16 protein-coding genes are annotated in these 11,442 nt (G+C 66.3%); all 16 read right to left on the bottom strand.

Translation table 11 applies throughout. From position 1 onward, the window contains the following. Positions 1–53: 53 nt before the first annotated feature. The 16 genes from FYJ68_RS02325 to eutJ all read right to left on the bottom strand — a co-directional run bounded on the left by FYJ68_RS02325 (position 54) and on the right by eutJ (position 11,442). Complete coding sequence (locus FYJ68_RS02325; protein ID WP_154433679.1) at positions 54–563, bottom strand: EutP/PduV family microcompartment system protein; 510 nt, start codon at positions 561–563, stop codon at positions 54–56. Positions 564–575: 12 nt separating this feature from the next. Then, positions 576–1,007 carry a BMC domain-containing protein gene (locus tag FYJ68_RS10435; RefSeq protein ID WP_326832165.1) on the bottom strand — a complete coding sequence of 144 codons (432 nt, stop codon included), beginning with the start codon at positions 1,005–1,007 and terminating at the stop codon, positions 576–578. 9 nt (positions 1,008–1,016) lie between these two features. Continuing rightward, positions 1,017–1,379 carry a BMC domain-containing protein gene (locus tag FYJ68_RS10430; protein ID WP_326832164.1) on the bottom strand — a complete coding sequence of 121 codons (363 nt, stop codon included), beginning with the start codon at positions 1,377–1,379 and terminating at the stop codon, positions 1,017–1,019. 216 nt (positions 1,380–1,595) lie between these two features. After that, positions 1,596–2,687, bottom strand: a complete 1,092-nt coding sequence (locus tag FYJ68_RS02310) for a 1-propanol dehydrogenase PduQ (protein WP_154433678.1) — start codon at positions 2,685–2,687, stop codon at positions 1,596–1,598. 2 nt (positions 2,688–2,689) lie between these two features. Next, on the bottom strand, positions 2,690–3,547 hold the full coding sequence (locus FYJ68_RS02305) for a MerR family transcriptional regulator (protein ID WP_229771947.1): 858 nt from the start codon (positions 3,545–3,547) through the stop codon (positions 2,690–2,692). Continuing rightward, a complete protein-coding gene (locus tag FYJ68_RS02300) occupies positions 3,544–4,260 on the bottom strand; it encodes a DUF4125 family protein (RefSeq protein WP_195837681.1) in 717 nt (238 codons plus the stop codon). The genes FYJ68_RS02305 and FYJ68_RS02300 overlap by 4 nt, the downstream gene beginning before the upstream one ends. Further along, a complete protein-coding gene (locus FYJ68_RS02295; protein WP_154433676.1) occupies positions 4,260–5,192 on the bottom strand; it encodes a DUF4037 domain-containing protein in 933 nt (310 codons plus the stop codon). The genes FYJ68_RS02300 and FYJ68_RS02295 overlap by 1 nt, the downstream gene beginning before the upstream one ends. A gap of 51 nt (positions 5,193–5,243) precedes the next feature. Then, entirely contained in the window at positions 5,244–6,041 is a 798-nt protein-coding gene (locus FYJ68_RS02290; protein ID WP_154433675.1) for a tetratricopeptide repeat protein, read from the bottom strand. Positions 6,042–6,045: 4 nt separating this feature from the next. Next, complete coding sequence (locus FYJ68_RS02285) at positions 6,046–6,324, bottom strand: BMC domain-containing protein (protein ID WP_154433674.1); 279 nt, start codon at positions 6,322–6,324, stop codon at positions 6,046–6,048. A 49-nt stretch (positions 6,325–6,373) separates the two neighbouring features. Beyond that, on the bottom strand, positions 6,374–8,044 hold the full coding sequence (locus FYJ68_RS02280; protein WP_229771946.1) for an acetaldehyde dehydrogenase (acetylating): 1,671 nt from the start codon (positions 8,042–8,044) through the stop codon (positions 6,374–6,376). Between the two features lie 43 nt (positions 8,045–8,087). Next, positions 8,088–8,372 (bottom strand): BMC domain-containing protein, encoded by a 285-nt coding sequence (locus tag FYJ68_RS02275; RefSeq protein WP_154433782.1) that lies wholly within the window; start codon positions 8,370–8,372, stop codon positions 8,088–8,090. A gap of 382 nt (positions 8,373–8,754) precedes the next feature. Next, positions 8,755–9,042 carry a BMC domain-containing protein gene (locus tag FYJ68_RS02270; protein WP_154433673.1) on the bottom strand — a complete coding sequence of 96 codons (288 nt, stop codon included), beginning with the start codon at positions 9,040–9,042 and terminating at the stop codon, positions 8,755–8,757. A 44-nt stretch (positions 9,043–9,086) separates the two neighbouring features. Further along, entirely contained in the window at positions 9,087–10,025 is a 939-nt protein-coding gene (gene pduL, locus FYJ68_RS02265; RefSeq protein WP_154433672.1) for a phosphate propanoyltransferase, read from the bottom strand. 14 nt (positions 10,026–10,039) lie between these two features. After that, complete coding sequence (locus FYJ68_RS02260; protein ID WP_154433671.1) at positions 10,040–10,309, bottom strand: EutN/CcmL family microcompartment protein; 270 nt, start codon at positions 10,307–10,309, stop codon at positions 10,040–10,042. After that, positions 10,296–10,601: a BMC domain-containing protein gene (locus FYJ68_RS02255; RefSeq protein ID WP_154433670.1), complete on the bottom strand. Its 306-nt coding sequence runs from the start codon at positions 10,599–10,601 to the stop codon at positions 10,296–10,298. Before FYJ68_RS02255 ends, FYJ68_RS02260 begins: the two co-directional genes overlap by 14 nt. Further along, positions 10,594–11,442 (bottom strand): ethanolamine utilization protein EutJ, encoded by an 849-nt coding sequence (gene eutJ / locus FYJ68_RS02250; protein ID WP_154433669.1) that lies wholly within the window; start codon positions 11,440–11,442, stop codon positions 10,594–10,596. Before eutJ ends, FYJ68_RS02255 begins: the two co-directional genes overlap by 8 nt.

The following is an 11,442-nucleotide window of genomic DNA, read 5'->3' as shown; positions in this document are numbered from 1 at the left end:
CAGGTGGCGATGGGCGAGACCGGGCGAGAAAAGCCTCGGCCATGGGCCCGACCCTACGCGCCGGCAGGCGTGGTCTCCCAGTCGGTCAGGCCCAGCCTCTGACGCTCCATGGCCTGCTCCAGGGTGATGGGTGGGATGTCCTCCGCGAGGTAGGCGCGGAGCTCGGGGATACCCTCCCCCGTGGCGTTGTCCACGAGGAAGATGCGCTGGCACCCGCTGAGCTCGAGCCACTGGCGAACCATGGGGATGTTGGCGTTGGGTTCGTTGATCTTGGTGATGATGCCGATGAAGGGACGGTTGAGAAAGTTGTTGCAGCCTTGGGCGAACACCGTGAACGGCTCGTTTGCCGCTATCAGGAGCGCTACGACGTCCGACTCGAACGAGAAGCAGGCCAAACCCACGCCCACCTGCTTGGACTCGGAGTACTCCCCCGGGGTGTCGATGGTGTCGTCGTCCGTGTAGGTGTACTGCGTCTTGTGGTAGTGGAGCTTCTCTCCGCGCAGGGCCTGGGTGAGGGAGGTCTTTCCCGCCTCGCTGCGGCCCATCAGGAACAGGCGCTTCATCTCTCCCCCTCCCTACCTGCGGGTCATCTTGCATACGTGAAAGTTGAGCTCGTTGCCAAAGTAGTCGAGGATCTCCCGCTCGGCACTCTCGATCTCGGCGATCTCGCCCGTGAGGATGAGGGACCCGTTGAAGCGGTCCATGAAGCCGATGTCGACGGAGCCATGCTTCACCGCTATGTCTGCCGCGACGACGACGGCCTCCCATGGGGTGAAGCGCATGAAGCCGATGGCCTCCCCCGTGTGGTCCTCGCCCTCGTGGGTACCTATGTCCAAGCCGAGCGTCCAGCAGGTCGACCGGTCGGACGTGCCGATCACATGGGCTAGGTCGATCTCGCGGCCGGGCACGCGCACGCGGGTGAAGCGGTACTCTCCCCTCTCGTCACGCCGAACCTTCTCCTTGAGAAAGTCCTCGAGGTACTGCTGCCTTGTGATTCTCTCGCCCACCGGGAGCCCCTAGCGCTTCGTTACCTTGCAGGTGACGTACCCAAGGGTGTCGTGGAAGAACTCCACGACCTCGGTGATGGCGGTGGTGACGTCGGCGATCTCGCCCGTGATGATCATGGTGCCCGTAAAGCGGTCGGCGAAGCCAAGGTACACGGCACCGCTCTTGACGGCGATGTCCGAGGCGATGACCGCCGACTCCGGCGGGGTGATGTTCATGATTCCCAGCGCACTCGTGCCATAGTCGACCGACGGGTTCAGGCCCAGCTTGGTGTAGATGATGGGCTCCGGCCCGCCGATGACATGGGCAAGGGTAATCTCCTTGCCCGAGACGGTCTCCTGCACAACACGAATCTGGCCTTGATCGTTGTCCACGCTCACGACCTCCGTTTCACGGATAGTTCAGTCACTCGGTTCATTTCTTAAGGGCTTACCTCTTGTGAATGTCAATCCAGCCATCGCTAAACGGCACGGGCCGTCCTCCTGACGTACGTGGAGGACGGCCCACCCAGGGGGAGGAGAGGAAATGCGGGCGGTCACGCCCGGCCGTGCGGCGACCCAGGGAAGGCTCCGCACCGCCAGGCGACGTCCCTAGCCGTTGTAGGCGTCACGATAGAGGTTCACGAGGTCCTGCTTCGACACCGGGCGCGGGTTGGTGGGAGTGCAGCGGTCGTGGGACGCCGCCTCGGCCATGTCACCCACGTGCTCCTCGAACGCGGCGGGGTCGATGGTGCCCAGGTCTGCCAGGGTGTTCTCGATGCCAAGCTCGTGGCGCAGGTCGATGACGCGCTGCAGCAGCTCGTCTGCGTCAGCCATGCCCAGCTCGTGCGCGAGGCGGTCGTAGGGCTCGCGGTACTTTGCCTCGGCCATGTGGAAGCGCATCACGTAGGGCAGGAGGATGGCGTTGAGACGCCCGTGGGCAACGTGGAAGCGGCCGCCCAGCGCGTGCGCCAGGCTGTGGTTGATGCCCAGGCCGGCGTTGGTGAAGGCGATGCCCGCCACGCAGGAGGCCTCGGCCATGCGGCCGCGCGCCCTCATGGCGTCGCCGTCGTGAAAGACCACGGGAAGGTCCTCGAAGACGATGCGGAGTGCCTTTACGGCCATGGCATCGGTGAAGGTGGTGGCCTTGTTGCTCACGTAGGCCTCGAGCGCGTGGGTGAGGACGTCCATACCGGTGTCGGCGGTGATCTTGGGGGGGACGGAGCGCGTGAAGCTGGCGTCGAGAAGGGCGCCATCGGGCGCAAGCGCGTCGTCAATCAGCGCGACCTTGGTGGTGCCGCGCGTGATGACCGCGAAGTTCGTAACCTCGGAGCCGGTCCCCGCCGTGGTGGGGATGGCCAGGAAGTACGGGCGCTCCATGCCCTTCTCCCCCGCGAAGTAGAGGATGGCCTTGGTGGCGTCGATGCACGAGCCGCCGCCAAAGGCAATCACCAGGTCGGGCTTGACGTCAAAGATCATCTCGACGCCGGCATCCACCAGCTCCTGGCTGGGGTCAGGCTTGACGTTGGAGTATACGGTGACGTGAGCCCCCGCGGGCAGATACTGGGTCATCTTGTTGACCATGCCCGACTCCTGCAGGAAGCCGTCGGTGACGACGAGGACGTTTGAGCACTTGAGAGAGCCCAGGTGCTCAACCGCCTGGGGACCGAAGAACAGCTTTGCCTTGAGATAGAACTCGTTCATCTTTACTCCGTTTCTGTTGGAAGCAGGATCTCGGTAACGAAGAGCTCGGGGTTGTCGGTGGTCCAGAAGTCGGTCACAAAGCGCTCGAGCGCCATGCCGGTGACCTTGTAGCCGTTGTCGCGCGCGAACTTGAGGAGCCTCTGGTAAGCCGATCCCATCTCCTCGAAGGCACCTATGTGGTAGGTGGAGAGGTACATGCCACCGGGCATGGCCCACGCGTTCTCTTTGGAGATGGGACGGATTGCCTTCTGCAGCAGGAGCACGTCGCACTCGCATCCCTGCGAGGCGGCGAGGACCGCGTCCTCGACCGTGTCGAAGCCTATGACGACGGGTCCCGTGATGGCGTTATCGAGGCTGCTCACGTAGGAGGCGAAGTCAAGGCTCACGATTAACTCGGCAAACCCGCCGGTGAAGCGAGAGTGCAGGCACAGCAGGTCACGGGGGGCGAGGTACTTCACGCTCACCGCGGTGGGACGTACGCGAAGCACCATGTTTGCCTCGTCCACCAGCTCCGTCCAGTCGATGATTGCCTCGCGCCTCTCGGCGAGCAGCCGCGCCTCCTCGTCGCAGGTGACGAGGTGCTTGGCAAAGAGCTCCTTGGCCTCCAGCAGGTTGGAGTGCTGCTGCATGGAGGCGATCTCGTCGAGCGAGAAGCCCATCATCTTGAGGTAGTGAATCACCGGAATCTTGAGCATGGTCTGGCGGCTGTAGTAGCGGTACCCGTTGTCGCCCACCACGTCGGGCTCCATGAGGCCGAGTTCGTCGTAGTGCCTCAGCGTGCGCTGCGAGATTCCGCCGATCTTGCTGACCTCCCCTATCTGGTAGAGGTCGCACCTGTCCTGCCTTCCGTGCAAGTTCAAGATATCGCCTCCGTAGCCTTACCGAGACGCGCCGCCAGGACGTAGCTCAGGGCAATTGGGTTGGTGTGCTTCAGCTGCTCCCCCAGCGCGTCCCTGAGGGCGAACAGCGTTCCCAGCGAATAGCCGGCCACCTCGGCCTCGAAGTAGTCGAGCGCCGAGACCCTGCCGGGCACCGACTCGTCGGGCCGGGCATGCCGATGGGACTGCGGCAGCTCGCGGGCGGCCGACTCGAGGGCCGGCGAAAGGAGCGCACGAATCTGACGCAGCGCCGCTGCCCGCACGGGAGAGGGGGTGCCGAGCCTACGCGCCCAGTCGCGCTGGTAGCCGTCGGGATCGGTCACGGCCATCATGCGCGCGTACTTCTCCTCCACGAGGTTTCTGCCCGTGCGCTCTGCCTCCACGTACTCCCCCAGCACCAGGGGGATGAGGGGGTGCGGAAAGGCCAGGTACTGGGCGCAGCGGTACGAGAGGAACGAGCGGAGGTCGTCCTGGCAGCCGGCACGTCCGTTCATGCCCAGGACGGCGTCGAACTGCTCCCACTCCAGCCCCACGAGCCTCCGGAGGTCGGCGCGGCCAGACTCGCCAAGCCCTTCCCCCGCCATCACGTCCACGACGGCGGGCGCGGAGAAGAGCGCATCCATCGCCCTGCGACGCTCCAGGCGGCGGCCGTAGGAGCCGGAGCCCTCACGGCAGGTGCAAGCGCAGGTGCCCATCAGCGATACGCCCCCTCGTTGAGCGGCCGCTCCCTGAGGTAGTCGTTGGGGATGCCCTGCCACGCGGCCGTCGCGGCATCGAGCAGGAAGTCGGAGTCCCCGGCGGCCCATCCCAGTGCCTGCACGGTCGCGAGGACCACGCCGCACAGGGCCTCGACGTCTGTCTGCGCCACATCCGCCACCGGAGCGGCCGCGATACGGGAGACGAGCGCGCAGATGGGCTCGGGCACATGGGCGCGATCGGACAGCGAGCGGAACGACCACTTGTAGAACGGCATGTATGTTCCAGACAGCAGGTGCAGCGCCGCCATGGAAGCCTGCAGGAACTCGGTGCGAGCGGTGCCGGCAGCGACTACGTCCCCCCTGCGCAGGCAGCGCCAGAGGTTGTACTGGCCCGACTGGGCCATGACCGCCATGTTGGCCGCGACCTTCTTCCTCACCACGTCCTGGGGATAGAAGCCCTGGAGCGCACGACGCATGCGGGAGAACTGCCCGCTCGCGTCGCTGAAGACCTCGCCGTCGGTGACGGTGGCCAGGAACTGCTCGGGGATGCGGAGCCACTCCGCCACACCCTGGGGCTCGCGCTCCAAGCCGGTGAACGTGCGATAGAACGATTCGGTCTCGAACACCCCGACGCGCTGGCCCGCGAGGGCGGTCTCGACGCGCCTCTTGCCCATGAACTCCTTGGGGAGCGCGTCGTAGCGGCGCGCGAGTTCCTCTCCCCAGTCGGCATAGAGCTCACGCGGGACCCACACGCAGAAGCCGGGGCCAAAGTCGTGGTCCTGCGAGGCTTCGTCGTCAAATCCAAGGCACTCGGAGCCGGGGCCGACGAGGCCAAAGGCCAGCCTCCGCTCCACGGAGTACGGGAGCCCAAACACGAGGGTGGGCTCGTAGGCCCCGAAGTACCGCCTTGCCAGCTCCATGCCCCTCATGCCGCACCTCCCGATCTTCTCTCACCATCCCACGAAGGCTCCGTGGGACCCTTACGCGCCGGCTGCCGCCAGGCCCTCCATGCGCGCCGCGGATGCCTCCAGGGCGCCTACGTTGGGGGCGTCGCCGAGCTTGTCGCGCATCACGCCCGCGGCCTCGCGGTAGAGACGCGCCGCCTCCGCGTAGTCCCCGCGCAGGTAGGCGATCTGCGCCGCGGTCGCCAGGGCGTGGGGCCTGTGGACGTCGCGTCCTCCGCCGAGGGTACGGAACGCCTCAAGAGCGGGCCCGATGGCCTCGGCGGCCTCCTCCACGCGTCCCTCGTCCAAAAGGACCTGCGCGAGGTTGATCGCGTTGGTCGCCCGCCTTCCCTCGGAGCCCGGGACGCGCTCCAGGAGCCGCCCCGCCCGCCTGAGGTCCGAGCGAGCATCGGCAAAGCGCCCGAGCCCGCGATACGCACTGCTGCGGTTGTTGCAGATCGCGCTCACCTCGTAGGGGTGGGCGTCTCCGCTCCCCAGGAGCGCCTCGGCACGGTCGAAGGCATCGACTGCAGTGGCGTAGCGCCCCTGGGCAACGTAGACGTCGCCAAGGTTGATGAGGGCACGCGCCCTCTCGTCGTCCCCGGCACCCTCGCGCCCCAGCACGCGAAGGACCTCCTCGCACAGCGCCTCGGCCTCGTCCAGCTCGCCACGGAGGCGCAGGACGCTCTCGAGCTCGTTGGCCGCGGCAGCGACCCCCCGCCCGTCCCCGGCGAGCCGGGCGCGCCGCAGGGCCTCCCGAAGGAAGCCCGCGACGTCCGACCCCGGCTCGCCGTACAGACGGTCAAGCTCGGTGTAGAAGACCGAGAGATCCAAGGTCCTACGCGTTCAGGTGCGGGATGATCAGCTCCACGTCGGAGTGCGGACGCGGGATCACGTGGACGGAGCGGAGCTCGCCCACGCGCTCGGCCGCAGCCGCACCGGCGTCGGTGGCAGCCTTGACCGCGGCGACGTCACCGCGCACGAAGGTGGTGACGATGCCGCCGCCAACGTTGACCTTGCCCACGAGGGTGACCTCGGCGGCCTTGACCATGGCATCGGAGGCCTCGACTGCACCAACGCAGCCCACGGTCTCGACCATTCCCAGTGCCTCGTTCATAGTTCAGCTCCTTGCCTCTTGGCAGACGTTTCCCGAAAGGTCGCTTGTCCTACTCGCCACGGAACGCGGCGACGAGCTCGTTGACCATCTTCTTGAGCTCCTCGGCGTCGATAGCGTCGCTGGGGTGCTGCAGGTCCTCCTGAGTGACGGTCTGGCCACCGCAGCAGTTGCAGCCCACGGAGTAGCTGATGCCGCTGGTGCCGTGACCCACGGGCATCTCGATGCCCGTCTCCTGGGTCTCGTGCGCGGGCTCGCAGTGCGCCTCGGAGCAGCCGCAGCCGCCCTCGGCGTGGGGGGCGCAGCCGTACTGCGCGGCGAGCTCGGGGTGCCACTTGGCGAAGGTCTCGTCCTTCGCGGCGACCTCATCGGGCTCCACCAGGCCGTTGACGACGCGCTTGATGTTGATGAGGTGCTGGGGGCCAACGTTCTCGGAGACCGAGCTGCCGCCCCAGGTGCCGCAACCCAGCGTGAGCGCGACCTCGAGGCCGGTGGAGAGGCCCGTGCCGCCCTGGGTTCCGCCCGTGTTGATGAGGATGCGGGAGGCGGGCTTGACGGAGAACTTGCGGACGATCTCCTTGTCCTCGGTGTGGATGTTCATGGTGTGGCCGATGCCATTCTGGAGGAGTGCGATGGAGAGGTCGCATGCCTCATGCCAGTCGGCGACGGTGTAGAACGCGAGGACGGTAGTGAGCTTCTCGTAGGAGAGGGGCCACTCGGGACCAACGCCGTGCTGCTCGCCAATGAGGATCTTGGTGTCGGCGGGAACGCTGATGCCGGCTGCCTTGGCGATGTCGAGTGCGGCGTGACCCACGAAGTTGGGGCTCATGGAGTGGCCGTTGCGGAACAGGATCTTGCAGACCTTGGCGCACTCCTCCTCGGACATGAAGTAGCCACCCTGCTTCTTGAACTCGGCGACGACCTCGTCGTGGTTGCAGGTCTCGCAGATGACGCTCTGTTCGGACGCGCAGATGGTGCCGTTGTCAAAGGTCTTGGAGGCGACGATCTGGCGGACGGCCTGCTTCACGTTGGCGGTGCGCTCGATGTACGAGGGCGAGTTGCCGGCGCCGACGCCCAGGGCGGGCTTGCCCGAGCTGTAGGCGGCCTTGACCATGCCGGGGCCACCGGTGGCGATGATCATCTTGACCTCGGGCGCGTGCATGAGCTCGTTGGTGGCGGCGATGGTCGCCATCGAGATGCCCTGGATGATGTTCTCGGGCGCACCCGCGGCGACGGCGGCGTCGTTCATGAGCTTGATGGCGAGGTTGGTGCACTTGGCGGCCTTGGGGTGCGGGGAGAAGACGATGGCGTTGCGCGACTTGAGTGCGATCATCGACTTGTAGAGCACCGTCGAGGTCGGGTTGGTGGAGGGCACGATGCCCATGACCAGGCCGACGGGCTCGGCGATGGTGATGACCTGGTTCTTCTCGTCCACGTCAATGACGCCAATGGTCTTCTTGTCCTTGATCTGCTCGTAGAGCAGGCCGGAGGCCATGTGGTTCTTGTAAATCTTGTCGTGGACGTTGCCAAAGGTGGTCTCTTCGACGGCCATCTGTGCAAGCTTCTCGGCGTTCTTCTCCGCGACCTCGACCATGGAGCGGAGGATGCGGTCGATCTGCTCGACGCTGTAGTTGGCAATCTGGTTGGCGGCAACCTGTCCCTTGCGAGCCAGGTCACGCGCAGCCTGAATGCTCTGGAGATCGTAATCGAATTCCTGCATCATGCCTCTTTCCGGCTAGCTGACGGTTGGTACTGGGACGGTGACGCTACTCCGCGTGGGGCAGGATCGACTCGACCATGCCGTCCGGGCGCGGGATCACGTGGACGGAGAGGAGCTCGCCCACGCGCTGCGCGGCAGCCGCGCCGGCGTCCGTGGCGGCCTTGACCGCTCCCACGTCGCCGCGGACGAAGACGGTGACCAGGCCGCCGCCCACGCGCTCCTTGCCCACGAGCCTGACGTTTGCGGCCTTGACCATGGCATCGGCCGCCTCGACGGCGCCGACCATTCCCTTGGTCTCGATCATCCCGAGTGCCTCGATGGCGTTTGCCATTGTGGTTACCTCCTTGGTTGGGTGGGGCTCCGCCTTGGTGGGCTGGGCCTCCGTCTTGGGTGCCTCGGGAGCCTTCTGCTCCTGGGCTTCGGGTGCTGCCTTGGGCGTTGGTGCCGGCTTGGGCTCCGCCGCCTTTGCCTTGGGGGCCGAGACGGGCTTGGCCTCCGGCTTTGCGACCACCGCCGCCGCGGGCTTAGCCTTGTCGGCTGCGGTCGCCTGCTCCTTGCGGGGGGTGGAGGGACGGCTGGCGCCCCTCCTGGACGGGGTGGCCTTGGGGGCGTCCGCAGATTGCTTGCCCGCCTCGGCCGCCTGGCCCGCCCCCCTGCGGGAGGAGGTGCGCTTGGGAGCGCCCTCCTGCCCGGACTTCTGCGCGGCCATCTACCTACGCCTCGGCGTGGGGCAGGATCGACTCGACCATGCCGTCCGGGCGCGGGATCACGTGGACGGAGAGGAGCTCGCCCACGCGCTGCGCGGCAGCCGCGCCGGCGTCCGTGGCGGCCTTGACCGCTCCCACGTCGCCGCGGACGAAGACGGTGACCAGGCCGCCGCCCACGAGCTCCTTGCCGATCAGGCGGACGTTGGCCGCCTTGACCATCGCATCCGCCGCCTCGACGGAGCCGACCATACCCTTGGTCTCGATCATCCCGAGTGCCTCAGTCGTGCTTGCCATGATTCTTCCTCCCTGGGTCTAGTGCCTACGCCTCGGCGCCCGCACTACCTAACTACCTCAACCGTTGAGCCGCACTTGATGTGGAGGGCGTTGGCCTCCTCGGTGTCGATGTGACAATCGAGGTTGCCACTCTCCGTCACGCGAATGATGACGTTGTCGAGCATTCCGCCGCGCTCCCCGCCGACCTTGAGAGAGACGACCTGGCCGTCGTGGAAGCCGCGCTCAGCGGCCTGCGCGGGGTTCATGTGAATGTGCCGGGCGGCGACGATGACGCCCTCGTCGAGGACGACCGTGCCCTTGGGCCCGATCACGGTCACGCCCGGAGTGCCCTCCAGGTGGCCCGAGAGCCTGATCGCCTGGGGGATGCCGAGCTTGAAGGTATCGCCCGCGAGGACCTCAACCTGCGTCTTGGGACGCACGGGGCCAAGAACGCGCACCTTCTGGATGACTCCCTTGGGGCCGGCGAGCGTGACGCACTCCTTGGCGGCAAACTGCCCCGGCTGGCTCAGGTCCTTGATCGGGGTGAGTTGGTAACCGGTGCCAAAGAGCTGCTCCAGGTGCTCCTGGGAGAGGTGGATGTGACGGCCGGAGACACCCACGGGAACGATGTTGGCGTCAATCGCCGCCTTGGGCTTGAAGAGGGCCTCGACCTCCTCCTTGGTCCAGATGCCCTTCTCAAAGGCAGCGGAGATGACGCGCTCCAGCTCGTCCGCGGAGAGCGCGGGCTGCACGGCCTTGGCCTCCTCGTGGTGCACCTCCTCGTGGTGCTCCTCGTGATGGGCCTCCTCGTGGTGCTCCGCCACGGGCGCCGCCTCTGCGTGAGGTGCGGACTTCGCGGCGGCGGAAGCCGTCTCGAGGAGGACCCCGCGCTCCTTGGCGACGTCACGCGCCTGGGCGGTCACGATGGTGTTCCCGTCCACGACGAGGTTCTCGTGACGCTCTGCGGCCGCGATGACGTCCTGGGCGCTGATCAGCCTCTTCATCCCATCCTCCTTTCCTAAAGACTCACGTCTTCGTCGATGATTCCTACGATCACTGCGTCAACCGGGGCGTTCTTCTGGAACTCGTCCCTCATGAAGAGGTACGCGGAGGCACCGGTGGTGACGATGACCCGGTCGCCGACGCCCGCGCTGATGGTGTCGACGCAAATCAGCTGCTTTCCGGCATCGTCTCCCGCAACGACCTCCACGCGCATGAGCTTCATGCCGTTGAGCTCGTCGTACTTGCGGGTGGCCCAAATGGAGCCGATGAGCTTACCGACAATCATGCGTTCCGTCCCCTCCGTCCCTGATCTTCTGCAGGCACTCCATGACCTCCGCCGTCTCGCCGGCTATGGCGAGCATCACCATGTTCTGGGGGCAGGAACCCCTGACGTCGGTCACCGTCACTCCTGCGGTCTTCTCGGCGATGTCACTCGCCACGACCATCTCGATCAGCTTGCCCTGCACCAGGCCGACCGCCGCGGGGCGAAAGTCCTCGCTCCAGCGCGCCCCACTCCTCTGCCGGATGATCTGCATGGTCCCTGGCGCCGGGGCCTTGATCACCTTGATGTCAACCATTCTCAAGCTCCCTGGCCTTGAGCCTGCAGCCAAGGGCTATGCCCATAGGCGTGACGAACATGGGGTGGTTGGGCTTGTGGACCTCGATGCCAAGGTGCTTGCGCACCCTGTCCTCGATGCCCGTGAGCTCAGCCGTGCCGCCCACCAGAATCACCTCGGGGACGTCGTAGCCGCTGCATGCACGCTGGATGATCGAGGTGACCTTGTCGATGGTGGGTGCCACGATGGGCAGGACCTCGCGATGGTTCTCCGGCTGCCTCTTGTAGCGCTCGGCGTCGTCGAAGGTCATCCCCTTGGCACCCGCCAGGACGAGCGAGAAGTGCGTACCGCCCGTGGACTCGTCGATGCACTCCACGACCTTCCCGTCCTCGAAGACCGAGATGCCCGTGGTGCCTCCGCCGATGTCCACGACGGCGCCGTCCTTGGTACCTATGAGAAGGTTGGCAGCGGTGGGCTCGTCGAACACGGCGATGCACTCCATGCCCGTGCTCTCGGCGACGTTGCGGACGGCACCGCCGTCGAGCGACCCGGTCTCGGGCGGGATAGCGACGGCGCACTCCTCCAGCTCGACCCCAAGCTCCTCCTCTATCTGTCCCTTGAGCTTGCGGGCGATGTCGCAGGCGCCCACGTAGTCGACGACCATGCCATCCTTGACCACGCTCGCAAACTGGTACTTGCAGTCGACGGGGTTGCCGTCCTCGTCCAGGACGACGAGGACGATGAAGGCGGTGCCCAGGTCCAGCCCGCAGTAGAGCCTCTGGCCCTCCTTGACTGCCTTGGGGTGGTCGACGCAGGCCAGGAGCTCCTCGAGCCTCTGGTTTGCACCCTCCAGATCGACCAT

This window comes from Olsenella porci (assembly GCF_009695875.1).
GTDB classification, from domain to species: domain Bacteria; phylum Actinomycetota; class Coriobacteriia; order Coriobacteriales; family Atopobiaceae; genus Olsenella_H; species Olsenella_H porci.
The sequence above is the reverse complement of the archived record's forward strand: the minus strand, read 5'-3'. Positions and strand labels throughout refer to the sequence as shown.

What these genes read in the sequence shown, in the direction of transcription:
- FYJ68_RS02325 (WP_154433679.1), bottom strand. Translation starts at nt 563, where the DNA reads ATGAAGCGCCTGTTCCTGATGGGCCGCAGCGAGGCGGGAAAGACCTCC.
- FYJ68_RS02310 (WP_154433678.1), bottom strand. Translation starts at nt 2,687, where the DNA reads ATGAACGAGTTCTATCTCAAGGCAAAGCTGTTCTTCGGTCCCCAGGCG.
- FYJ68_RS02300 (WP_195837681.1), bottom strand. Translation starts at nt 4,260, where the DNA reads ATGGGCACCTGCGCTTGCACCTGCCGTGAGGGCTCCGGCTCCTACGGC.
- FYJ68_RS02295 (WP_154433676.1), bottom strand. Translation starts at nt 5,192, where the DNA reads ATGAGGGGCATGGAGCTGGCAAGGCGGTACTTCGGGGCCTACGAGCCC.
- FYJ68_RS02285 (WP_154433674.1), bottom strand. Translation starts at nt 6,324, where the DNA reads ATGAACGAGGCACTGGGAATGGTCGAGACCGTGGGCTGCGTTGGTGCA.
- FYJ68_RS02280 (WP_229771946.1), bottom strand. Translation starts at nt 8,044, where the DNA reads ATGATGCAGGAATTCGATTACGATCTCCAGAGCATTCAGGCTGCGCGT.
- FYJ68_RS02275 (WP_154433782.1), bottom strand. Translation starts at nt 8,372, where the DNA reads ATGGCAAACGCCATCGAGGCACTCGGGATGATCGAGACCAAGGGAATG.
- FYJ68_RS02270 (WP_154433673.1), bottom strand. Translation starts at nt 9,042, where the DNA reads ATGGCAAGCACGACTGAGGCACTCGGGATGATCGAGACCAAGGGTATG.
- pduL (WP_154433672.1), bottom strand. Translation starts at nt 10,025, where the DNA reads ATGAAGAGGCTGATCAGCGCCCAGGACGTCATCGCGGCCGCAGAGCGT.
- FYJ68_RS02260 (WP_154433671.1), bottom strand. Translation starts at nt 10,309, where the DNA reads ATGATTGTCGGTAAGCTCATCGGCTCCATTTGGGCCACCCGCAAGTAC.
- FYJ68_RS02255 (WP_154433670.1), bottom strand. Translation starts at nt 10,601, where the DNA reads ATGGTTGACATCAAGGTGATCAAGGCCCCGGCGCCAGGGACCATGCAG.
- eutJ (WP_154433669.1), bottom strand. Translation starts at nt 11,442, where the DNA reads ATGGTCGATCTGGAGGGTGCAAACCAGAGGCTCGAGGAGCTCCTGGCC.